The sequence below is a fragment of the Enterobacter cloacae complex sp. IR5401 genome (assembly GCF_049238425.1).
GTDB lineage: Bacteria > Pseudomonadota > Gammaproteobacteria > Enterobacterales > Enterobacteriaceae > Enterobacter > Enterobacter hormaechei_C.
The window spans coordinates 73376-96961 of the sequence record NZ_JBMKHN010000005.1 but is presented as its reverse complement, the minus strand read 5'-3'; the positions used below and the strand labels follow the sequence as shown (position 1 = coordinate 96961).

At 55.3% G+C, this 23586-nt stretch carries 18 protein-coding genes; 11 read left to right on the top strand and 7 right to left on the bottom strand.

Annotation, left to right across the window (positions count from 1 at the left end):
* Positions 1-6 precede the first annotated feature (6 nt).
* The 3 genes from aceE to lpdA all read left to right on the top strand — a co-directional run bounded on the left by aceE (position 7) and on the right by lpdA (position 6183).
* The gene (gene aceE, locus ACOTX1_RS09495; RefSeq protein ID WP_003856315.1) at positions 7-2670 is read left to right on the top strand and encodes a pyruvate dehydrogenase (acetyl-transferring), homodimeric type; all 2664 of its coding nucleotides are present in this window, start codon (positions 7-9) and stop codon (positions 2668-2670) included.
* 14 nt (positions 2671-2684) lie between these two features.
* On the top strand, positions 2685-4583 hold the full coding sequence (aceF, locus tag ACOTX1_RS09490; protein WP_023315404.1) for a pyruvate dehydrogenase complex dihydrolipoyllysine-residue acetyltransferase: 1899 nt from the start codon (positions 2685-2687) through the stop codon (positions 4581-4583).
* A gap of 175 nt (positions 4584-4758) precedes the next feature.
* Positions 4759-6183, top strand: a complete 1425-nt coding sequence (gene lpdA / locus ACOTX1_RS09485; RefSeq protein WP_003856313.1) for a dihydrolipoyl dehydrogenase — start codon at positions 4759-4761, stop codon at positions 6181-6183.
* 52 nt (positions 6184-6235) lie between these two features.
* Here lpdA and ACOTX1_RS09480 read toward each other — a convergent pair whose 3' ends face one another.
* A complete protein-coding gene (locus tag ACOTX1_RS09480) occupies positions 6236-7027 on the bottom strand; it encodes a DUF2950 family protein (protein WP_023315405.1) in 792 nt (263 codons plus the stop codon).
* A 10-nt stretch (positions 7028-7037) separates the two neighbouring features.
* Entirely contained in the window at positions 7038-8534 is a 1497-nt protein-coding gene (locus ACOTX1_RS09475) for a DUF3300 domain-containing protein (protein WP_023315406.1), read from the bottom strand.
* Positions 8535-8983: 449 nt separating this feature from the next.
* On the opposite strand from ACOTX1_RS09475, the gene acnB reads away from it, so the two are divergent.
* Together acnB and yacL are read left to right on the top strand one after the other, a co-directional pair.
* Complete coding sequence (gene acnB / locus ACOTX1_RS09470; RefSeq protein ID WP_023315407.1) at positions 8984-11581, top strand: bifunctional aconitate hydratase 2/2-methylisocitrate dehydratase; 2598 nt, start codon at positions 8984-8986, stop codon at positions 11579-11581.
* Positions 11582-11771: 190 nt separating this feature from the next.
* Entirely contained in the window at positions 11772-12134 is a 363-nt protein-coding gene (gene yacL / locus ACOTX1_RS09465) for a protein YacL (protein ID WP_003856309.1), read from the top strand.
* 31 nt (positions 12135-12165) lie between these two features.
* Here the strand turns inward: yacL and speD are convergent, their stop codons facing one another.
* The 3 genes from speD to ACOTX1_RS09450 all read right to left on the bottom strand — a co-directional run bounded on the left by speD (position 12166) and on the right by ACOTX1_RS09450 (position 14279).
* Positions 12166-12960 carry an adenosylmethionine decarboxylase gene (gene speD, locus ACOTX1_RS09460; protein ID WP_003856308.1) on the bottom strand — a complete coding sequence of 265 codons (795 nt, stop codon included), beginning with the start codon at positions 12958-12960 and terminating at the stop codon, positions 12166-12168.
* Positions 12961-13830: a polyamine aminopropyltransferase gene (gene speE, locus ACOTX1_RS09455; RefSeq protein WP_023315408.1), complete on the bottom strand. Its 870-nt coding sequence runs from the start codon at positions 13828-13830 to the stop codon at positions 12961-12963. It lies immediately after the preceding gene.
* Positions 13831-13931: 101 nt separating this feature from the next.
* Positions 13932-14279, bottom strand: coding sequence for a YacC family pilotin-like protein (locus ACOTX1_RS09450; protein ID WP_003856306.1), 348 nt, complete (start codon positions 14277-14279; stop codon positions 13932-13934).
* A gap of 145 nt (positions 14280-14424) precedes the next feature.
* On the opposite strand from ACOTX1_RS09450, the gene cueO reads away from it, so the two are divergent.
* Positions 14425-15984 (top strand): multicopper oxidase CueO, encoded by a 1560-nt coding sequence (cueO, locus tag ACOTX1_RS09445; protein WP_032634407.1) that lies wholly within the window; start codon positions 14425-14427, stop codon positions 15982-15984.
* A gap of 86 nt (positions 15985-16070) precedes the next feature.
* On the opposite strand, the gene ACOTX1_RS09440 is transcribed toward cueO, so the two are convergent.
* Positions 16071-18461, bottom strand: coding sequence for a glucose/quinate/shikimate family membrane-bound PQQ-dependent dehydrogenase (locus tag ACOTX1_RS09440; RefSeq protein ID WP_003856304.1), 2391 nt, complete (start codon positions 18459-18461; stop codon positions 16071-16073).
* A gap of 206 nt (positions 18462-18667) precedes the next feature.
* On the opposite strand from ACOTX1_RS09440, the gene hpt reads away from it, so the two are divergent.
* Positions 18668-19204 carry a hypoxanthine phosphoribosyltransferase gene (gene hpt / locus ACOTX1_RS09435; protein ID WP_003856303.1) on the top strand — a complete coding sequence of 179 codons (537 nt, stop codon included), beginning with the start codon at positions 18668-18670 and terminating at the stop codon, positions 19202-19204.
* A 64-nt stretch (positions 19205-19268) separates the two neighbouring features.
* Here hpt and can read toward each other — a convergent pair whose 3' ends face one another.
* Entirely contained in the window at positions 19269-19931 is a 663-nt protein-coding gene (gene can / locus ACOTX1_RS09430; RefSeq protein WP_003856301.1) for a carbonate dehydratase, read from the bottom strand.
* Positions 19932-20038: 107 nt separating this feature from the next.
* Here can and ACOTX1_RS09425 point away from each other — a divergent pair, with 107 nt between their 5' ends.
* From ACOTX1_RS09425 to ACOTX1_RS09410, 4 genes are all read left to right on the top strand, one after another.
* A complete protein-coding gene (locus tag ACOTX1_RS09425) occupies positions 20039-20965 on the top strand; it encodes an ABC transporter ATP-binding protein (RefSeq protein WP_023315411.1) in 927 nt (308 codons plus the stop codon).
* Positions 20962-21732 carry an ABC transporter permease gene (locus tag ACOTX1_RS09420; RefSeq protein ID WP_023315412.1) on the top strand — a complete coding sequence of 257 codons (771 nt, stop codon included), beginning with the start codon at positions 20962-20964 and terminating at the stop codon, positions 21730-21732. The genes ACOTX1_RS09425 and ACOTX1_RS09420 overlap by 4 nt, the downstream gene beginning before the upstream one ends.
* Positions 21733-21845: 113 nt before the next feature.
* Positions 21846-22286: a PTS sugar transporter subunit IIA gene (locus tag ACOTX1_RS09415; RefSeq protein ID WP_023315413.1), complete on the top strand. Its 441-nt coding sequence runs from the start codon at positions 21846-21848 to the stop codon at positions 22284-22286.
* Positions 22287-22349: 63 nt separating this feature from the next.
* Entirely contained in the window at positions 22350-23585 is a 1236-nt protein-coding gene (locus ACOTX1_RS09410) for a polysaccharide deacetylase family protein (protein ID WP_023315414.1), read from the top strand.
* Position 23586: the final 1 nt, after the last annotated feature.

The following is a 23586-nucleotide window of genomic DNA, read 5'->3' as shown; positions in this document are numbered from 1 at the left end:
ACCCCCATGTCAGAACGTCTCCAAAATGACGTGGATCCGATCGAAACTCGCGACTGGCTACAGGCGATCGAATCGGTCATCCGTGAAGAAGGTGTTGAGCGCGCTCAGTATCTGATTGATCAGCTGCTTTCTGAAGCACGCAAAGGCGGCGTGAAAGTGGCTTCAGGTGCAGGGGCTAGCAACTACGTAAACACGATTGCCGTCGAAGACGAACCGGAATACCCGGGCAATCTGGATCTGGAACGCCGTATCCGTTCTGCTATCCGCTGGAACGCCATCATGACCGTTCTGCGCGCATCTAAGAAAGACCTGGAACTGGGTGGCCACATGGCGTCCTTCCAGTCTTCTGCGACCATTTACGAAGTGTGCTTCAACCACTTCTTCCGTGCAGCTAACGAGAAAGACGGCGGCGATCTGGTGTACTTCCAGGGCCACATCTCTCCGGGCATCTATGCACGTGCCTTCCTGGAAGGTCGTCTGACTGAAGAGCAGATGAACAACTTCCGTCAGGAAGTTCACGGTAAGGGTCTGTCTTCTTACCCGCACCCTAAACTGATGCCTGAGTTCTGGCAGTTCCCGACCGTATCTATGGGTCTGGGTCCAATCGGTGCGATCTATCAGGCTAAATTCCTGAAGTACCTGGAACACCGTGGTCTGAAAGACACCTCTGAGCAGACCGTTTACGCCTTCCTGGGCGACGGTGAAATGGATGAGCCAGAATCTAAAGGCGCCATCACCATCGCGACCCGTGAGAAGCTGGACAACCTGTGCTTCATCATCAACTGTAACCTGCAACGTCTGGATGGTCCGGTAACCGGTAACGGCAAGATCATCAACGAACTGGAAGGCATCTTCGCAGGTGCTGGCTGGAACGTGATCAAAGTGATGTGGGGCGGTCGTTGGGATGAACTGCTGCGTAAAGACACCAGCGGTAAACTGATCCAGCTGATGAACGAAACCGTTGACGGCGACTACCAGACCTTCAAATCCAAAGACGGTGCCTACGTTCGTGAGCACTTCTTCGGCAAATATCCTGAAACCGCAGCCCTGGTTGCAGACTGGACTGACGAGCAGATCTGGGCGCTGAACCGCGGTGGTCACGATCCGAAGAAAGTTTACGCTGCACTGAAAAAAGCGCGTGAAACCAAAGGTAAAGCGACTGTGATCCTGGCCCACACCATCAAAGGTTACGGCATGGGTGATACCGCAGAAGGTAAGAACATCGCTCACCAGGTTAAGAAAATGAACATGGACGGCGTGCGTTATATCCGCGACCGTTTCAACGTTCCAGTGACCGATGAGCAGGTAGAAAAACTGTCTTACATCACCTTCCCGGAAGGGTCTGAAGAACACAAGTACCTGCACGAACGTCGTCAGGCGCTGAAAGGCTACCTGCCTGCTCGTCAGCCTAACTTCACCGAGAAGCTGGAACTGCCAGCGCTGGAAGATTTCTCTCAGCTGCTGGAAGAGCAGAACAAAGAGATCTCTACCACTATCGCTTTCGTTCGTGCCCTGAACGTGATGCTGAAGAACAAGTCGATCAAAGATCGTCTGGTTCCAATCATCGCCGACGAAGCGCGTACTTTCGGTATGGAAGGTCTGTTCCGTCAGATCGGTATCTACAGCCCGAACGGCCAGCAGTACACCCCGCAGGACCGTGAGCAGGTTGCATACTACAAAGAAGACGAGAAAGGCCAGATCCTTCAGGAAGGTATCAACGAACTGGGTGCAGGCGCATCCTGGCTGGCCGCTGCGACCTCTTACAGCACCAACAACCTGCCGATGATCCCGTTCTACATTTACTACTCCATGTTCGGGTTCCAGCGTATCGGTGACCTGTGCTGGCAGGCAGGCGACCAGCAGGCTCGCGGCTTCCTGATCGGTGGTACTTCCGGTCGTACGACCCTGAACGGTGAAGGTCTACAGCACGAAGATGGTCATAGCCACATTCAGTCTCTGACTATCCCTAACTGTATCTCTTACGATCCGTCTTACGCGTACGAAGTGGCAGTCATCATGCATGACGGCTTGCAGCGCATGTACGGTGAAGCGCAAGAGAATATTTACTACTACATCACCACCCTGAACGAAAACTACCACATGCCGGCAATGCCAGCAGGCGCCGAGGAAGGTATCCGTAAAGGTATCTACAAACTCGAAACCATCGAAGGTAGCAAAGGTAAAGTTCAGCTGCTGGGCTCCGGTTCTATCCTGCGTCACGTTCGTGAAGCAGCGCAGATCCTGGCGAAAGACTACGGTGTGGGTTCCGATGTGTACTCTGTTACCTCCTTCACTGAACTGGCGCGTGATGGCCAGGATTGTGAGCGCTGGAACATGCTGCACCCAATGGAAACCCCACGCGTTCCGTACATCGCTCAGGTGATGAACGACGCGCCAGCGGTGGCGTCTACTGACTATATGAAACTGTTCGCTGAGCAGGTTCGTACTTACGTTCCAGCTGATGATTATCGCGTACTGGGTACTGACGGCTTCGGTCGTTCTGACAGCCGCGAAAACCTGCGTCACCACTTCGAAGTTGATGCTTCCTACGTGGTTGTAGCAGCACTGGGCGAACTGGCTAAACGTGGCGAAATCGATAAGAAAGTGGTTGCAGACGCAATTACTAAATTCAACATCGATGCAGATAAAGTTAACCCGCGTCTGGCGTAAGAGGTAAAAGAATAATGGCTATCGAAATCAATGTACCGGACATCGGGGCTGATGAAGTTGAAATCACCGAGATCCTGGTCAAAGTGGGCGACAAAGTTGAAGCTGAACAGTCGCTGATCACCGTAGAAGGCGACAAAGCTTCTATGGAAGTCCCGTCTCCTCAGGCTGGCATCGTTAAAGAGATCAAAGTCTCTGTTGGCGATAAAACCGAGACTGGCAAACTGATCATGATTTTCGATTCCGCCGACGGTGCAGCAGCTGCTGCACCTGCGCAGGAAGAGAAGAAAGAAGCCGCTCCTGCTGCTGCTCCAGCGGCGGCCGCGGCAGCGAAAGAAGTGAACGTGCCTGACATCGGCGGTGACGAAGTTGAAGTCACTGAAATCCTGGTGAAAGTGGGCGATACCGTTGCGGCTGAGCAGTCACTGATCACCGTAGAAGGCGATAAAGCCTCTATGGAAGTACCAGCGCCATTCGCCGGTACCGTTAAAGAGATCAAGATCAACACCGGTGACAAAGTGTCTACGGGTTCCCTGATCATGATTTTCGAAGTGGCGGGCTCTGAAGGCGCTGCGGCTCCAGCGAAAGCGGAAGCTGCTCCGGCTCCGGCTGCTGCACCAGCGGCTGCTGGCGGCGTGAAAGACGTTAACGTACCAGACATCGGCGGTGACGAAGTTGAAGTGACCGAAGTGATGGTGAAAGTGGGCGACAAAGTTGCCGCTGAACAGTCACTGATCACCGTTGAAGGCGACAAAGCTTCCATGGAAGTGCCTGCGCCGTTCGCGGGTACCGTTAAAGAGATCAAAATCAGCACCGGCGACAAAGTCTCTACCGGCTCTCTGATCATGGTCTTCGAAGTGGAAGGCGCTGCACCTGCCGCCGCTCCTGCTGCTGCGGCTGCTCCGGCACCGGCTGCTGCACCGGCTCAGGCTGCTAAACCGGCTGCTGCCCCTGCTGCTAAAGCAGAAAAATCTGAGTTCGCTGAAAACGACGCTTATGTCCACGCGACTCCGCTGATCCGTCGCCTGGCGCGCGAATTCGGCGTGAACCTGGCGAAAGTGAAGGGCACCGGCCGTAAAGGTCGTATCCTGCGCGAAGACGTTCAGGCTTACGTGAAAGACGCGGTGAAACGCGCCGAAGCTGCACCTGCGGCAGCCGCTGGCGGCGGTATCCCGGGTATGCTGCCATGGCCGAAAGTGGACTTCAGCAAGTTCGGCGAAATCGAAGAAGTGGAACTGGGCCGTATCCAGAAAATCTCCGGTGCTAACCTGAGCCGTAACTGGGTGATGATCCCGCACGTTACCCACTTCGATAAGACCGATATCACCGATCTGGAAGCGTTCCGTAAACAGCAGAACGCCGAAGCTGAGAAGCGTAAGCTGGACGTGAAGTTCACCCCAGTGGTCTTCATCATGAAAGCGGTTGCGGCGGCGCTGGAACAGATGCCACGCTTCAACAGCTCCCTGTCCGAAGACGGCCAGAAGCTGACGCTGAAGAAATACATCAACATCGGTGTTGCGGTTGATACGCCAAATGGTCTGGTTGTTCCGGTCTTCAAAGACGTGAACAAGAAGAGCGTCACAGAGCTGTCCCGTGAACTGACCACCATCTCCAAGAAAGCGCGTGATGGTAAGCTGACTGCCGGCGAAATGCAGGGCGGCTGCTTCACCATCTCCAGCATCGGCGGCCTGGGTACCACCCACTTCGCGCCGATTGTGAACGCGCCGGAAGTGGCTATCCTCGGTGTGTCCAAGTCCGCGATGGAGCCGGTGTGGAATGGCAAAGAGTTCGTACCGCGTCTGATGATGCCAATCTCTCTGTCCTTCGACCACCGCGTGATCGACGGGGCTGATGGTGCGCGTTTCATCACCATCATTAACAACATGCTGAGCGACATTCGCCGCCTGGTGATGTAATCGAAAAGCCGGCCAATCGGCCGGCTTTTTTCTGATAATCTCATGGGGTTTTTGAGGTTATTGGTGAAAGCGATAATTCGTGAGCCGTTTGTTGTTTCAAAATTGTTAACAATTTTGTAAAATACGGGCGGATAGAACGACCCGGTGGACGACGGGTATACATTAAGAGGTCATGATGAGCACAGAAATCAAAACTCAGGTCGTAGTACTTGGGGCAGGCCCGGCAGGTTATTCCGCAGCATTTCGCGCCGCGGATTTAGGTCTGGAAACCGTCATCGTAGAACGTTACAGCACCCTCGGCGGTGTTTGTCTGAACGTCGGCTGTATCCCTTCTAAAGCGCTGCTGCACGTAGCGAAAGTTATCGAAGAAGCCAAAGCGCTGGCTGAACACGGTATCGTCTTCGGCGAGCCGAAAACCGACATCGACAAAATTCGTACCTGGAAAGAGAAAGTTATCACTCAGCTGACCGGCGGTCTGGCGGGTATGGCCAAAGGCCGTAAAGTGAAAGTGGTAAACGGTCTGGGTAAATTCACCGGTGCGAACACCTTGGAAGTGGAAGGTGAAAACGGTAAAACCGTGATTAACTTCGACAACGCGATCATCGCGGCAGGCTCTCGCCCAATCGAACTGCCATTCATTCCACATGAAGATCCACGCGTGTGGGATTCCACCGATGCGCTGGAGCTGAAAACCGTTCCTAAGCGTCTGCTGGTTATGGGCGGCGGTATCATCGGTCTGGAAATGGGTACCGTGTACCATGCGCTGGGTTCAGAGATCGACGTGGTTGAAATGTTCGACCAGGTTATCCCGGCTGCCGACAAAGACATCGTTAAAGTCTTCACCAAACGCATCAGCAAGAAATTCAACCTGATGCTGGAAACCAAAGTGACTGCCGTTGAAGCGAAAGAAGACGGTATTTACGTTTCCATGGAAGGCAAAAAAGCCCCATCCGAACCACAGCGTTACGACGCCGTGCTGGTGGCTATCGGCCGTGTGCCGAACGGTAAAAACCTCGACGCGGGCAAAGCTGGCGTGGAAGTGGACGACCGTGGCTTCATCCGCGTTGACAAACAGCTGCGTACCAACGTGCCGCACATCTTTGCTATCGGCGATATCGTCGGTCAGCCAATGCTGGCGCACAAAGGTGTTCACGAAGGTCACGTTGCCGCTGAAGTTATCGCCGGCATGAAGCACTACTTCGATCCGAAAGTGATCCCATCTATCGCCTACACCGAGCCAGAAGTTGCATGGGTTGGTCTGACTGAGAAAGAAGCGAAAGAGAAAGGCATCAGCTACGAAACCGCCACCTTCCCGTGGGCTGCTTCTGGCCGTGCTATCGCGTCCGACTGCGCAGACGGTATGACCAAACTGATCTTCGACAAAGAAACTCACCGTGTAATCGGTGGTGCGATTGTCGGTACCAACGGCGGCGAGCTGCTGGGTGAAATCGGTCTGGCTATCGAAATGGGCTGTGACGCGGAAGACATCGCGCTGACCATCCACGCTCACCCGACTCTGCACGAGTCCGTGGGCCTGGCGGCAGAAGTGTTTGAAGGTAGCATCACCGACCTGCCAAACGCGAAAGCGAAGAAGAAATAAGTTTCTTAAGATGAAAAAAGCGGCCTCAGGCCGCTTTTTTTATGCACTGCGTTCAGGGGGGGACAGGCTGCCAGGTTTTATCCGGGTGGTATGCAGCGAGCGCCTGCGCTTTCTGCGCCGAATCGTTGCCGAGATTTGCCTGATAAACCTTGTCTTCCTGGTTAACGACAAAGCTCATTACCCCCGTCTGACCATAGCTTACGGGCCAGGCAACCATCGCAAAGCCATTTTTATCCGACAGAATGCGGAACCGATAGCCGTGATAGCCCATACCAGGCTCCGGCGGGCTAAAGGCGGGACCCAGCGGGCTTGGCGCTTCGCCCGGCGAGATGGGCCAGTACAGGCCGTCTTTTAGCCCTGGCGTGCTGACAATCTTCTGTGCATAGCGGTGGTTCATGGCGTAGTAGCTCCGCTGTGCGTCGACGTAGGCATGCAGCGCTTCGATAGCCGCGAGTTCGTTGCGGCCGATTTCGCGGGTCAGGATCTCATCAGCCGCTTTCTGCATATCAAATTGCCAGCCCTCTTTTTTCTTCACTACCGGTATGGGGAGTTGCCAGCCGTTATCGCCAACTGACAGATGGGCAATATCGCCGCTGATTTCGGTACGATGGTTTATCTTCCAGTCACGCAGGAATCGAGCCACCGCCTCCGGATCAACCCCTTCAGGTGGCAGATAGTCGCGCCAGTTATCCCCCAGCAGGTCGGCCATCGCGCTCTCATTCTGCTCGCTGATGGCCTTCGTCAGGGCATTGGCCGCCTGCTCAGGTGTGGAGAAAGATTGCTGGGCGAAGGCGAAGGTGGATACCATCAACAACAGCATTCCACCGATCGGTTTCATGTTCATGGCGGCTCCCTTAACGACGGTGGAATTCATGGTGTTCGGTATGCTGTTCGGACAGCTGCTGGCGGAAGCTGGCACGCTGCTCACTGTTCAGCGACGCGTGCTGGCGGCTTTGCAGCCCGCGCTGGTGCTGGGCCTGCCAGCTGGCCGAACGGCTGTCGTTGCCGCTCAGGGCGTTTGCCCGCAGCGGCTGATGCTGAACCTGCGTCGGGCGTCTGGTTTGCGCAAGAGTATTATTCATCTGTTGTGCGTGGGGCCGCGCGCTGTCGTAGCCGCGGTAGTTGCTGCGCTGAGAGAGCTGCTTCAGTTGCTGCGCGGACGCTGAATGTTGCGGGAAATGCGCGTCGCCATGCTGTAGCTGTGTGAGCGTTTTGCCCGTCGACTGCTGTACCTGCGCCATCGCGGCCTGCCGCTGGCTATCGCGGTTGACCGGCTGCTGCCGGGTAGCGCTCAACCCGCCCGGCACTGAAGTCTGATGATAGCGGCTGGCAAGCTGGCTATTGGCGTAGGGCACGCCGTTGCGGTAGGCCGGATTATGCTGCCAGACCTGGTGATTATCGGTACGGTGCTCGCCGGTGATCTTATTGAAGTTATTAACATTAATATTAATGTTATCGCCGTTATGCGAATAACCGCCGTGGTGATCGTCATCATGATCGTGATGATGATCGTCGTCATCGTCCCAGTCGATGTTACTGAACAGCGCATAGGTGGTGGCTACGCCGAGGCTATAGCCAAAGCCTCTGACAAAACTATTGGTAAACTGCTGGCCGGGAGACGGAGGCAGATACACCGGCGGATAGCTGGCATTTGGCCACGTGCCGTAAACGGTGGAAGGGTTGTAGGTAGGGACATAAACCACCTGTGGATCGGCTGGCTCAATTTTAATCACCGTCGGACTAGCCGACGTTGACGTCGCGGCTGTACTGGCGGAGGCTGGCGCAGATTTTTTCACGGTGGTGACGGTCTGCTGCGGGGTGGATTGCAATGTGCCTGTCTGCTTCGCCAGCAGGCGCAGACGCTGCACGGAATCCATCACATCCTTTGGCTGGGCCAGAAAGGCGTCGCCGAGGCTTTGTACCCACGACGGGTTTTCCCCCATCAGCGACATTAACTGCGGAAAGGCGACCAGCGATTTCACGCTGGCATCCCATGGCTGCCCGCTGACCGCCTGAATGGCGGCATCGCCCTGCATTTTAGGGTTGTCCTTTGACCACTGGGCGGCCTGAATCACGCTCGCCGGATAGGTTGAGGCCATCAGAATTTGCGACAGCAGCGCATCGGGGTAGAGCGCAATGGGCGCGGTCCACTGATCGATCTGCGCGGCGGTATAGGCAGGGGTGGCCACCGGGGCAGGCTGTGCTGCCGGGTCGGGGAGCTGCGGGGCTACCGGCGCAGGTGCGGGAGCGGGTTCCGTTGCGCGGCTTTTAACGAACATGACGCCCGAGGCGGCAAACAGCCCCGCACTGCAAAGCAGAACAACAAGATGTGGTTTAAAAGGCAACTTCATAGATTGACTCCAACGAGACGAGTGCAGTGCCGTGAGGCGTTGCTGTTGCCGCGAGTATCATTCACCCGTGTTTTACAGTTTTGACTTTTGTTGGGAAAAACTCTGAAGCATCCGGATAAAGAGTGTGAGTATTTATTACACAATTATATCGGATGGCTGAGCAGGCGACGGAAATTCAAAAGGCCGCTCTTGCGAGCGACCAGCAGCGCGTTGCCGGGGGGACGACAGACTTACGGAACTGCTTCCGGGCCCGGTGACGGGGTGCTACATCATGCTTAACGATTCAGCAAATTTTTTAATGTTGCTTTTTTGTAAACAGATTAACACTGTGCAGAAATCCTGCTATGCTGCCCGACGCGGTATCGGGCATTTACCCTACAAACTGCTGTCTCACAGGAGCGTGAAGAGAACGCCCGCCGCATATGACAATGAGAGCGAGGAGAACCGTCGTGCTAGAAGAATACCGTAAGCACGTAGCAGAACGTGCCGCCGAGGGAATTGTACCCAAACCTTTAGATGCAACCCAAATGGCCGCGCTCGTCGAGCTGCTGAAGAACCCGCCTGAGGGCGAAGAAGAATTCCTGTTAGATCTGCTGATCAACCGTGTACCGCCTGGCGTAGATGAAGCTGCCTACGTAAAAGCCGGATTCCTTGCCGCCGTTGCCAAAGGCGAAGCCACCTCCCCACTGGTTACTCCTGAAAAAGCGATTGAACTGCTCGGCACCATGCAGGGTGGCTATAACATTCATCCGCTGATTGACGCGCTGGATAACGACAAGCTGGCACCGATTGCCGCTAAAGCGCTCTCTTCAACGCTACTGATGTTCGATAACTTCTACGATGTGGAAGAAAAAGCTAAAGCAGGCAACGTCTATGCGAAGCAGGTGATGCAGTCCTGGGCCGATGCCGAATGGTTCCTGAACCGCCCTCAGCTTGCTGAAAAAATTACCGTTACCGTCTTCAAAGTGACCGGTGAAACCAACACCGATGACCTCTCCCCGGCACCGGACGCGTGGTCTCGTCCTGATATCCCTCTGCACGCCCTGGCGATGCTGAAAAACGCCCGTGAAGGCATTGAGCCGGACCAGCCGGGCAGCGTTGGCCCGATCAAACAGATCGAAGCCCTGCAACAAAAAGGTTTCCCGCTGGCTTACGTGGGTGACGTTGTGGGTACCGGCTCTTCCCGTAAGTCCGCCACCAACTCCGTGTTGTGGTTCATGGGCGACGACATTCCGCACGTGCCAAACAAGCGCGGCGGCGGCCTGTGCCTCGGCGGCAAAATTGCGCCAATCTTCTTCAACACCATGGAAGATGCTGGCGCGCTGCCGATCGAAGTGGATGTCTCTAACCTGAACATGGGCGACGTGATTGACGTTTACCCGTATAAAGGCGAAGTGCGTAATCACGAAACTAATGAGCTGCTGGCAAGCTTTGAGCTGAAAACCGACGTGCTGATCGACGAAGTACGTGCTGGTGGCCGCATTCCGCTGATCATCGGCCGTGGCCTGACCACCAAAGCGCGTGAAGCGCTGGGTCTGCCGCACAGCGACGTGTTCCGTCAGGCGAAAGACGTGGCGGAAAGCAACCGTGGCTTCTCGCTGGCACAAAAAATGGTCGGTCGCGCCTGCGGCGTCGCTGGTATCCGTCCTGGCGCGTACTGCGAGCCGAAGATGACCTCCGTCGGCTCTCAGGACACCACCGGTCCAATGACCCGTGATGAGCTGAAAGACCTGGCGTGCCTGGGCTTCTCTTCCGATCTGGTGATGCAGTCCTTCTGCCACACTGCGGCGTATCCGAAGCCGGTTGACGTGACCACGCACCACACGCTGCCAGATTTCATCATGAACCGCGGTGGCGTGTCTCTGCGTCCGGGCGACGGCGTTATCCACTCCTGGCTGAACCGCATGCTGCTGCCGGATACCGTCGGTACCGGCGGTGACTCCCATACCCGTTTCCCAATCGGTATCTCCTTCCCGGCGGGTTCCGGTCTGGTGGCGTTTGCTGCCGCGACCGGCGTGATGCCGCTGGATATGCCGGAATCGGTGCTGGTGCGCTTCAAAGGTAAAATGCAGCCGGGTATTACCCTGCGCGACCTGGTTCACGCGATCCCGCTGTATGCCATCAAACAGGGTCTGCTGACCGTTGAGAAAAAAGGGAAGAAAAATATCTTCTCTGGCCGCATTCTGGAAATTGAAGGTCTGCCGGATCTGAAAGTTGAGCAGGCTTTCGAGCTGACCGATGCCTCCGCTGAGCGTTCGGCTGCGGGCTGTACCATCAAGCTGAACAAAGAGCCGATTATTGAGTATCTGAACTCTAACATCGTGCTGCTGAAGTGGATGATTGCAGAAGGCTACGGCGACCGTCGTACGCTGGAGCGTCGTATCCAGGGCATGGAAAAATGGCTGGCCGATCCGCAGCTGCTGGAAGCCGATGCTGACGCAGAGTACGCGGCGGTGATCGACATCGATCTGGCGGATATCAAAGAGCCAATCCTGTGTGCACCGAACGATCCGGACGACGCGCGTCCGCTGTCCGAAGTTCAGGGCGAGAAGATCGACGAAGTGTTCATCGGTTCGTGCATGACCAACATCGGCCACTTCCGTGCAGCCGGCAAGCTGCTGGATACCCACAAAGGCCAGCTGCCAACCCGTCTGTGGGTGGCGCCGCCAACCCGTATGGACGCGGCTCAGCTGACCGAAGAGGGCTACTACAGCGTGTTTGGTAAGAGCGGTGCGCGTATCGAAATTCCTGGCTGTTCCCTGTGTATGGGCAACCAGGCGCGCGTAGCCGACGGCGCGACGGTGGTCTCCACCTCGACCCGTAACTTCCCGAACCGTTTAGGTACCGGTGCGAACGTCTTCCTGGCCTCTGCGGAGCTGGCGGCGGTTGCGGCGCTGATTGGCAAACTGCCAACGCCGGAAGAGTACCAGACCTTTGTGGCTCAGGTGGATAAGACGGCGGTGGATACCTATCGCTACCTGAACTTCGACCAGCTCTCTCAGTACACCGAGAAGGCAGACGGGGTGATCTTCCAGACGGCCGTATAAACAGCAAAACCGTCTCTACGAGACGGTTTTTAGTGTTTGCACCCTCTCCCGTGGGAGAGGGACGGAGTGAGGGCATCAGGCCGCAGGGTCTTGCTCTCACCTTTTTATTTTCATTCCTCCCACCTCTCCCGCTTTTTTTCTTCCTCTCTGCTGCGATAATTACCCTAATGGCTTTGCAGAGGAAAACGCTATGGATTACGAATTTTTGCGCGACATCACCGGCGTGGTGAAAGTGCGAATGTCGATGGGGCACGAAGCCGTTGGACACTGGTTTAACGAAGAGGTGAAAGAGAACCTCGCGCTGCTGGATGAAGTCGAACAGGCGGCGGAAACGGTGAAAGGCAGTGAACGCTCCTGGCAACGCGCCGGGCACGAATACACGCTGTGGATGGATGGCGAAGAGGTGATGGTGCGCGCCAACCAGCTTGAGTTCTCGGGTGATGAAATGGAAGAGGGGATGAGCTACTACGACGAAGAGAGCCTGTCGCTGTGCGGCGTGGAAGACTTCCTGAGTGTGGTGAATGCCTACCGCGACTTTATGAAACAGAAGTAACTTCCCGAAGCGTCCCTGCTCCGGGTCACGTTTACACGGTCGGAATGTTACGGCCGTAGTAAATTTCGCGCATCTCTTTCCAGAGCAGGTCGGTAATGACCTTTCGCTCTTCTTCACTTAAATCTTCCGGCTTCGTGTGGAACATGTAGTGCTTAAGGTCGAATTCCTTAAGTAACATTTTGGTGTGGAAGATATTCTCCTGATAGACGTTCACATCCATCATGTCGTACAGCGACTTCATGTCCTCGGACATGAAGTTCTGAATGGAGTTGATCTCATGATCAATGAAGTGCTTCATGCCGTTGATATCACGGGTAAAACCGCGTACGCGATAATCAATGGTGACGATGTCCGATTCCAGCTGGTGGATTAAATAATTCAACGCATTCAGCGGTGAAATCACGCCGCAGGTGGACACTTCAATATCCGCGCGGAAGGTACACAGCCCGCCTTCCGGGTGGCTTTCCGGGTAGGTGTGCACGCAGATGTGGCTTTTATCCAGGTGAGCAACCACCACTTCCGGCAGCGGGCCGGGGTGTTCGGTTTTGTCGATAAGCTGTGGGTCAACCGGCTCTTCACTCACCAGAATGGTGACGCTCGCACCCTGAGGCTCATAATCCTGGCGCGCGATATTGAGGATGTTCGCGCCGATAATCGAGCAGGTCTCTGTCAGGATCTCGGTCAGACGGTTGGCGTTGTAGAGTTCATCGATATAGGCGATGTAACCATCGCGCTCTTCTGCTGTTTTGGCGTAGCAGATATCGTAAATACAAAAACTCAGGCTTTTGGTCAGATTGTTAAAGCCATGCAGTTTAAGCTTTTTCAATTAGTTCACCTCCTTTGAGGACAGCGCGTCTTGCAGATATTGAGGCAACGCAAAGGCTGCGGTGTGGATAGCCGGGTTGTAGTAGCGGCACTGGAGCCCGGCCTGATGGAAGCGGGCCTGGATAATTTCGGTGGAGAGATGGCGCAGGACGTCGTTATCCGTCGCCCAGGCAAAGGTCATGATACCGCCGTAGTACGTCGGAATGGCCGCCTGATAGAAGCTGACGTCAGCAAAATAGGTGCTCAGCTTACGGTGGCTATCAAGCGCTTCATCCTGTTGCAGGAAGCAAACGCCGTTTTGCGCCACAAAAATTCCGGCAGGCTTCAGGCAGCGCTTGCAGCCTTCGTAAAACGACGAGGTAAACAGCGACGCGCCCGGACCGATAGGGTCGGTACAGTCAGAGATAATGACATCAAACGTTTGCGTGGTCTGGTTAACAAAATTGACGCCATCGTCGATAACCAGATTAAACCGCGGATCGTCATAGCTGCCGGCATTATGGTTGGGCAGATACTGGCGGCAGAACGACACGACCCCGGCGTCGATTTCCACCATGGTAATGGTTTCGACATTCTGATGGCGAGAGACTTCACGCAGCATCGCGCCGTCGCCGCCGCCGATAATCAGCACGTCCTTCGCGTGGCCGTGGGCCAGCAGCGGGACGTGGGTCATCATTTCGTGATAGATAAACTCGTCGCGCTCGGTGGTTTGCACCACGCCGTCCAGCGCCATCACGCGGCCAAAAGCGGCGTTTTCGAATATTATCAAATCCTGATGATCGGTTTTCTCATGATAGAGCACGTTATCCACGGCAAAATACTGACCAAACTGGTCGTGCAGCGTTTCTTGCCATACCGTTTTTTCGGTCATGGGGAGCACCTCCTTCGTTAACATCCATTACATCCGGCAGATGGGTGCAACACAACACCGCCGAGAGGCGGTTAGCGGGTCAACAAGGGGCGTCGGGAAAGTTACTTCACGTAGGCGAGCAGGCTGAGTGAATCGCGAGCCAGCGCTTTGCATTTTTTAGCAGTGGGAATGCCAATACCGCTTAAATCACGGTAGCTGTCTTCACCGAGCGCCTTCATGTCGAAGCTGTCGTAGTTGCTGAGGTCCCATTGATTCTGCTGGGCAAAAAAGACCAGTGCGCGACGAATTTGCCCATTGGGTAAATTCTGGTAACCACAATCGTTTTTCAGAAAAACAAAAACTGCCGTCAGATCGGCCATATCTTCCGCTTCGTTTTCACTTAGCGCGTAACTGTTCGCACACATCGCCATCAGGCTGGCGAACAAAATTGTTCTGAAAAACGTCTTCATTGCCTTTACCACTGCATCACGGAAAATTAACGTTAGCATACTTGATGCCAGGCCGACGATCTTTATTATTGCCGCCGTGCTTGACCTTCCGGTAAGGGGAGGGTTTATGCTCAAAAGATCGCCTGCTGGAAATAAGGAAATGCACATGCAACGTCGTGATTTTTTAAAATTTTCTGCCGCGCTGGGGGTTGCCAGCGCGATACCTCTCTGGAGCCGCGCCGTTTTTGCCGCCGACAGACCGGCTTTACCCATTCCTGAATTACTCGCCCCAGATGCCCGCAGCCGCATTCAGCTTGTGGTGCAGGCCGGTAAAACCACGTTCGGTCAGCACGCCGCCACGACGTGGGGGTATAACGGCAATCTGCTCGGCCCGGCGTTGCAGTTACGCAAAGGGAAGGCGGTGACGGTAGACATTCATAACACGCTTGCGGAAGAGACCACGCTGCACTGGCACGGGCTGGAAGTCCCGGGCGAAGTGGATGGGGGGCCTCAGGGCGTCATCAGGCCTGGTGGTAAACGCAGCGTAACCTTTACCCCGGAACAACGCGCGGCGACCTGCTGGTTCCACCCGCATCAGCATGGCAAAACGGGCCATCAGGTGGCGATGGGGCTGGCCGGGCTGGTGCTGATTGAAGACGATGAAAGCCGCCTGCTGCGCCTGCCGAAACAGTGGGGTATCGACGATGTCCCGGTGATTGTGCAGGATAAAAAATTCAGCGCTGACGGGCAAATTGACTATCAGCTGGACGTAATGAGCGCGGCGGTAGGCTGGTTTGGCGATACGCTGCTGACCAACGGCGCGATCTACCCGCAGCATGCCGCGCCAAAAGGCTGGCTGCGCTTACGTCTGCTTAACGGCTGTAACGCCCGCTCCCTGAACTGCGCCACCAGCGATAAACGCCCGCTTTATGTAGTGGCAAGCGACGGCGGCCTGCTGCCGGAGCCGGTGAAGGTGAGCGAGCTGCCGATGCTGATGGGCGAGCGCTTCGAGGTGTTGGTGGATATCAGCGATGGCAAAGCGTTTGACCTGGTGACCCTGCCGGTCAGCCAGATGGGGATGGCCGTCGCGCCGTTTGATAAGCCGCATCCGGTCCTGCGCATTCAGCCGCTACAGATCACCGCCTCCGGTACGCTGCCGGAGACCCTCACCACTCTGCCAGCACTCCCGTCGCTGGACGGGCTTACGCAGCGTAAACTTAAGCTTTCCATGGACCCGATGCTCGACATGATGGGCATGCAGGCGCTGATGAAGAAGTACGGCAATCAGGCCATGGCGGGAATGCATCACGGCCAGATGATGGGCCATATGAATATGGATCATGGCAATATGGGCGGCATGGATCACGGCGGCCATGGTTTCGATTTCCACAATGCCAACCGCATCAACGGCAAAGCGTTCGATATGAATACGCCCATGTTCGCCGCCACGAAAGGGCAGTTTGAACGCTGGGTGATTTCAGGCGAAGGGGACATGATGCTGCACCCGTTCCATATCCACGGCACGCAGTTCCGTATTCTGTCTGAAAATGGTAAAGCGCCGGAGCCGCATCGCGCGGGCTGGAAAGATACGGTGAGGGTGGAAGGCGGCGTCAGCGAGGTGCTGGTGAAGTTCGACCACGAGGCACCGAAAGAGTTTGCCTATATGGCCCACTGTCATCTGCTGGAGCATGAAGATACGGGGATGATGCTCGGTTTTACCGTATAAAAAAAGCCGGGTGGCGGCTTCGCCTTACCCGGCCTACATAGGGCACCCGTAGGCCCGGTAAGCGTTAGCGCCACCGGGCTTTTTCGTTACTTAGCGTCGTCAGGCAGTGCATACGCGACAATATAGTCGCCCATCTTCGTGCCAAACGAACCGTGACCACCCGCGGAGATGACAACATACTGTTTGCCATTCACTTCATAGGTCATCGGCGTTGCCTGTCCACCGGCTGGCAGACGGCCTTGCCACAGTTTTTCACCGTTGGTCATGTTGTACGCGCGCAGGTAGTTATCTGCGGTTGCCGCGATAAACAGCACGTTACCGGCGGTGGAGATTGGGCCACCCAGCATTGGCATACCCATATTGAACGGCACTGGAACAGGCATCGGGAACGGCATGCTGTCCTGTGGCGTACCAATACGTTTTTTCCAGACGATCTTATTGGTCTTCAGATCCAGACCGGAGATATAACCCCAGGCAGGCTGTTTACACGGCAGACCGAACGGAGAAAGGAACGGATTCAGGGTCACACCATAAGGAACGCCATACTGCGGCTGGATACCGGCTTCGGTACCGCTGCCTTTCGCATCTTTCGGCTGCTCCATTGGGTTACCCGGACCGCGTGGGATCAGACGGGAAACGAACGGCAGCGCCATTGGGTTAGCGATGGCGACCTGACGGTTAGGGTCAACGGAGATCCCACCCCACTCGAACATCCCCAGGTTACCCGGGAAGACCAGCGTGCCCTGCTCTGAAGGCGGCGTGAAGATGCCTTCATAGCGCAGTTGATGGAACATCACGCGGCACACCAGCTGGTCAAACATGGTGGCACCCCACATGTCTGCACCGCTGAGATCTTTCTTCGGACGGAAGCTCAGGTCAGAGAACGGCTGCGTTTTGGTGACGTAGTCGCCTTTGGCCGCGCCCTGCGGAACCGGTTTTTCTGGCGCAGGAACAACCAGCTTACCGTTGCTGCGATCCAGCACGAAGATGTTGCCGGTTTTGGCCGGGGCGTAAATCACCGGAACGGTTTTACCGTTAACGGTAATGTCCGCCAGCGTCGGCTGGGACGGCATATCCATATCCCACAGATCGTGGTGAACGGTCTGGTAGCTCCATGCCAGTTTACCGGTCGTTGCGTTCAGCGCCACGATGGAGCTGGCGTAACGTTCCTGCTCCGGCGTGCGGTTACCGCCCCAGATATCCGGCGTGGTCACGCCCATCGGCAGGTAAACCAGGTCCAGCTTCGCGTCATACGCTGCCGGTGCCCAGGAGTTCGGTGAGTTAAAGGTAAAGGTGTGTTCATCGGATGGGATCGCGTTAGGATCTTTCGCGCCCGGGTCGAAGGCCCACAGCAGTTTACCGGTGTTCACGTCGAAACCACGGATAACGCCGGAGGTTTCGCGGGTAGAGAAGTTATCCGTTACCGAACCGGCAATCACGATGGTTTTATCAGTGATGATTGGCGGGGAGGTCGGCTCATACAGACCCGGCGTAGTGTCCGGCATGTTGGTCTGAAGATTCAGAATGCCTTTGTTAGCGAAGGTTTCGCACAGCTTACCGGTCTCAGCGTTGATGGCAAACAGGCGGCCATCGTTCACCGGCAGCATAATGCGGCGAGGACAGTCGGCAATGACTTCCGGGCTGGCATTATCTGCGCGCGCTTCGTGGTAAGAGACGCCGCGGCAGGTGATGTGCTGGAACGACGGGTTGGAGTTCAGCTGTGGATCAAAGTGCCATTTCTCTTTACCGGTGGCCGCGTCGAGCGCGAACAGGCGCTGGTGCGCCGTACACAGGTAGAGCATGTTGCCCACTTTAATCGGGGTCACTTCGTTGGTCAGCTCACCCGGATCGTTTGGCATCTTCAGGTCGCCGGTACGGAATACCCAGGCTTCCTTCAGGTTTTTCACGTTGTCCGCGTTGATCTGCTTCAGCGGGGAGTAGCGTTGACCTTCCTGGTTACGACCATAAGCAGGCCAGTCACCGTCCGCCACCTGCGAAATAGCCGCAGCCGGCGTGGATTCCGCGTTCAGCGTGCCATTGATCTCCTGCGGGTCGTTAAAACCGGCCCAGGTCAGGATGCCGCCACTAATCAGCAGAGCAACGACCAGACCGGCCACGGCGCCACTGGAAGGGACAATCAGACGACGCCAGACAAACGGCAGGATCAGCCAGATACCGAAGAAGACCAGAATGTCGCTGCGCGGCGTCAGCGCCCAGAAGTCGAACCCGACTTCCCAGACGCCCCAGATCATGGTTGCGAGCAGTAACGCTGCGTACAACCACAGAGCAGATTGTTTTCTGCGTAAAAGCAGGACGGTTACGCCAACCATAACCAGACCCGCAATCGGGTAGTACCAGGAGCCGCCAATCGCGACCAGCCATACGCCACCGATTAACAAATACAGCGCGCAGAATGCAGCAAACGCGGCTGTTAATGTCACCAGTAGACGCGGCTGTTTAGTTTTTGTTTCAGCCATAGAAAAGTACTCGTCAGTTTTGTTAATTATTTGCTAGCAATTAATTATAGGTATTAACAACTGTGATCGGAATCACAAATATTGCTTTTTATAACTCATACGCCAGGCTTATCCATTTACTGGTATAATGGCTGGCTTGCGTATCGATGCCGGAGCGAGAGTCATCCGCATTGAGAGATTTTCACTAAAATCATTTGGTTAGTAATATGAAACATACTGTTGAAGTGATGATCCCGGAAGCCGAGATCAAAGCGCGTATCGCCGAACTGGGTCGTCAAATCACCGAACATTACAAGGACAGCGGCAGCGAAATGGTGCTGGTCGGTTTGTTGCGTGGCTCTTTCATGTTCATGGCAGACCTGTGCCGTGAAGTGCAGGTGCCGCACGAGGTCGATTTTATGACCGCCTCCAGTTACGGCAGCGGCATGTCCACAACCCGTGATGTGAAAATCCTGAAAGATCTGGATGAAGATATTCGTGGCAAAGATGTGTTGATTGTTGAGGACATCATCGACTCCGGCAACACGCTCTCTAAAGTGCGTGAGATCCTGAGCCTGCGTGAACCAAAATCACTGGCGATTTGTACACTGCTGGATAAGCCTGAGCGCCGTGAAGTGCAGGTGCCGGTGGAGTTCGTTGGTTTCTCCATCCCGGACGAATTCGTGGTGGGTTACGGCATTGATTACGCACAGCGTTATCGCCATCTGCCGTATGTTGGGAAAGTGGTGATTCTGGACGAATAATTGCGGGCTGATGCCCTCACCCCAGCCCTCTCCCACAGGGAGAGGGTGAAAACCCCCGGCTTTGTTATTTATGGTTAACGTGCTTAAGCTTGAGGTTGGCAATTCCCGAGCGGTAACGCTGTTCCAGCGTTTCGCGGTTGGTGGCGGTCACTTCCAGATTGCGCAGTAGGCCGTCGTGAATACCGTACGCCCAGCCGTGGATAGAGACCTTCTGCCCGCGTTTCCAGGCAGACTGCATAATCGTCGAATGGCCCAGGTTATACACCTGCTCCATCACGTTCAGCTCACACAGCGTGTCGAGACGGCGCTCCTGCGGCATTTCGCCCAGTAGTGAGCTATGTTTGAACCAGATATCACGAATGTGCAGCAGCCAGTTATCGATTAACCCCAGCTCTGTATTTTCGACCGCCGCCTGCACGCCGCCGCAGCCGTAGTGGCCGCAGATAATAATGTGCTCGACCTCCAGAACATCAACGGCATACTGAACAACCGAAAGGCAGTTGAGATCGGTATGAATAACCAGGTTAGCCACATTGCGGTGAACAAACAGTTCGCCAGGTTCAAGACCAGTCAGACGTTCGGCGGGGACGCGGCTGTCAGAACATCCAATCCAGAGAAAGCGTGGGTTCTGCGCTTGCGCGAGTTTTCCAAAAAATCCGGGGTCTTCCTCCACCAGCATTTTTGACCATAGTGCATTGTTGCTGATGAGTGTATCTATGTCGTTCATGGAGGTTAGCGACCTGTAACCAAGTGATTGCGTTGCGCTACTATAGGGTAACCCGACTTTTAATGAAACCACACAACGTGTGTCAGAACTTAAGGTAAGTTGAATTCATGGCGATTGCACTGGAGCTTGAACAGCTCAAAAAAACCTACCCGGGGGGCGTTCAGGCGCTGCGCGGGATAGATCTTAAAGTCGAAGCGGGAGATTTCTACGCGCTTCTGGGGCCGAACGGGGCAGGGAAATCCACCACCATCGGGATCATCAGTTCACTGGTCAATAAAACCTCGGGCCGCGTCAGCGTGTTTGGCTACGATCTGCAAAAAGATGTGGTCAACGCCAAGCGCCAGTTGGGGCTGGTGCCGCAGGAGTTCAACTTTAACCCGTTTGAGACGGTACAGCAGATTGTTGTTAACCAGGCGGGTTACTATGGCGTGGAGCGCAAAGAGGCGCTTGAGCGCAGCGAAAAGTACCTGAAACAGCTTGATCTGTGGGAGAAACGTAACGAGCGCGCGCGGATGTTGTCCGGAGGGATGAAGCGCCGCCTGATGATTGCCCGCGCGCTGATGCACGAGCCAAAGCTGCTTATCCTTGATGAGCCGACCGCTGGTGTGGATATTGAACTGCGTCGCTCCATGTGGGGTTTCCTGAAAGATCTGAACGACAAAGGCACCACCATCATTCTGACCACGCACTACCTGGAAGAGGCGGAAATGCTGTGCCGCAATATCGGCATTATTCAGCGCGGTGAGCTGGTGGAAAATACCTCCATGAAAGATCTGCTTTCCAAGCTCAAGTCTGAAACCTTCATTCTCGATCTGGCGGCGAAAAGCCCGCTGCCGAAGCTGGAAGGCTATCAGTACCGGCTGGTGGATACCTCCACGCTGGAAGTGGAAGTGTTGCGCGAGCAGGGGATTAACAGTGTCTTCGCTCAGCTGAGCGCCCAGGGTATTCAGGTATTGAGCATGCGTAACAAAGCTAACCGACTGGAAGAACTCTTTGTTTCGCTGGTCCATGATAAACAAGGAGATCAGGCATGATGCAGCTCTACTGGGTGGCGCTGAAGAGTATCTGGGCCAAAGAGATTAACCGTTTTATGCGCATCTGGGTGCAGACGCTGGTTCCGCCGGTCATCACCATGACGCTCTATTTTATTATCTTCGGTAACCTGATTGGCTCCCGCATCGGTGAAATGCACGGCTTTAGCTATATGCAGTTTATCGTGCCGGGGCTGATTATGATGGCGGTGATCACCAACGCCTACGCGAACGTCGCCTCTTCGTTCTTTAGCGCGAAGTTCCAGCGCAACATTGAAGAGCTGCTGGTAGCGCCGGTACCGACGCACGTTATTATCGCGGGCTACGTGGGCGGCGGCGTGGCGCGCGGCCTGTGCGTGGGGATTCTGGTGACGGCGGTTTCGCTGTTTTTTGTGCCGTTCCAGGTGCACTCGTGGCTGTTTGTGGCGCTGACGTTACTGCTGACGGCGATTTTGTTCTCGCTGGCGGGTCTGTTAAACGCGGTGTTTGCAAAAACGTTCGATGATATCAGCCTCATCCCCACCTTTGTGCTCACGCCACTGACCTACCTCGGTGGGGTATTCTACTCCCTGACGCTGCTGCCACCGTTCTGGCAGGCGCTGTCGCACCTGAACCCCATCGTCTATATGATCAGCGGTTTCCGCTTTGGCTTCCTTGGCATTACCGATGTCCCGCTGGTAACGACCGTTGCCGTGCTGGCCATCTTCATCGTCGCGTTTTACCTGCTCTGCTGGTATCTGATCCAGCGCGGACGCGGCCTGCGTAGTTAACCGCGCGTCCCGGCGGCGTGCGAGCCGCCGGGACGAAGCCGCTTTCTTTGACAGCTATCACCGATATTTTCTCCTCAACCCGGTAGACTTATCCCCTTGCTAAGGAGGGTATTATGCTGGGATGGGTGATTACCTGTCATGATGACGATGCACAGGAGATGCTGGCGAAGCTTGAGGCCCGTTTCGGGCCGCTTTCACAGTGTCGGGCGGTAAACTACTGGCGTGGACTGAGCACCAATATGCTCAGCCGGATGATGTGCGACGCGCTGCACGAGACCGATTCCGGCGATGGTGTAATTTTCCTGACCGATAAGTCCGGCGCGGCGCCGTATCGCTCTGCCGCGCTGATGAGCCACAAACATGACCGCTGCGAGGTCATATCGGGTATTAGCTTTCCCTTACTTGAACAGATGTATCCGCAGCGCGACACGCTCAGCAGCATGGCGTTTCGCGACGCGATCGTTAATCGCGGGGGTTCCGGGGTGAGTAGCCTCTGGCACCAGCAGCAAAAAAATCCACCGTTTATCCTCATGCAGGACGCGTATAAAAATTAAACGTTGGTATTGCTGGCACTTTTGTTACAATACGCATTGATTTCACACATCAATTCATATGCCATGTTCATGCGCTTTCTGTTTCTTTTGCTGCTGGTTTCCGGCAGCGCATTTGCCAGCCTGATCGACCAGCCTGCTCGCTATATGCAAACGACCGAAGATGCGGCCATCTGGGCGCAGATCGGCAACAATGTCATTAACGTCGGGAATATCCGCGCCGGGCAGATCCTGGCGGTGACACCCGGCGCAGAGGAGTATGGCGAGTTTCGCTTCGGCTTCGGCAACGGTTTTATCGATAAAGGGCATCTGGAGTCGGTCCAGGGCAAACAGCGCATTGAAGACAGCCTCGGCGATCTGAAGAAGCCGCTCAGCAATCAAAACCTCATCACCTGGAAAGATACACCTGTTTATAACGCGCCCGACAGCGGCAGCGTGGTGTTCGGGACGCTAAGCGCTAACCTGCGCTACCCCATTCTGAGCAAGTTGAAAGATCGGTTAAATCAGTCCTGGTATCAGATCCGCATCGGCAACCGGCTGGCGTGGGTAAGCAGCCTGGACGCGCAGGAGGATCATGGCATTCCGGTGCTGACCTATCACCATATCCTGCGTGATGAAGAGAATACCCGGTTTCGCCACACCTCCACGACCACCAGCGTGCGCGCGTTCAGCAACCAGATGACCTGGCTGCGGGATCAGGGGTACACCACGCTGACCATGGCGCAACTCGAAGGTTATGTCCGCAATAAGATGAACCTTCCCGCAAGAGCGGTAGTGATTACCTTTGACGATGGGCTAAAGTCGGTCAGCCGCTACGCCTGGCCAATCCTCAAAGAATATGGCTTTCACGCCACCGCGTTTATTATCTCCTCGCGGATTAAACGTCATCCGCAAAAATGGGACCCGAAATCGCTCCAGTTTATGAGCGTGTCGGAGCTGAAATCGATTCAGGATGTCTTTGATATCCAGTCGCATACGCACTTTCTGCACCGTGTGGATGGCACCAGACATCCCATTTTATTAAGCCGCAGCTATCACGTTATTCTGTTTGATTTTGAGCGCTCGCGCCGCGCGCTGAGCCAGTTTAATCCGCACGTGCTTTACCTCTCCTACCCTTTTGGCGGCTATGACGGAAAGGCGATAAAAGCAGCGAATGATGCGGGCTTTCACCTGGCGGTGACGACGGTAAAAGGGAAAGTGAAGCCGGGGGATAATCCGTTCTTGCTAAAACGGTTGTACATCTTAAGAACGGATTCGCTGGAGACGATGTCGCGGCTGATCAGTAATCAGCCGCAGGGGTAGG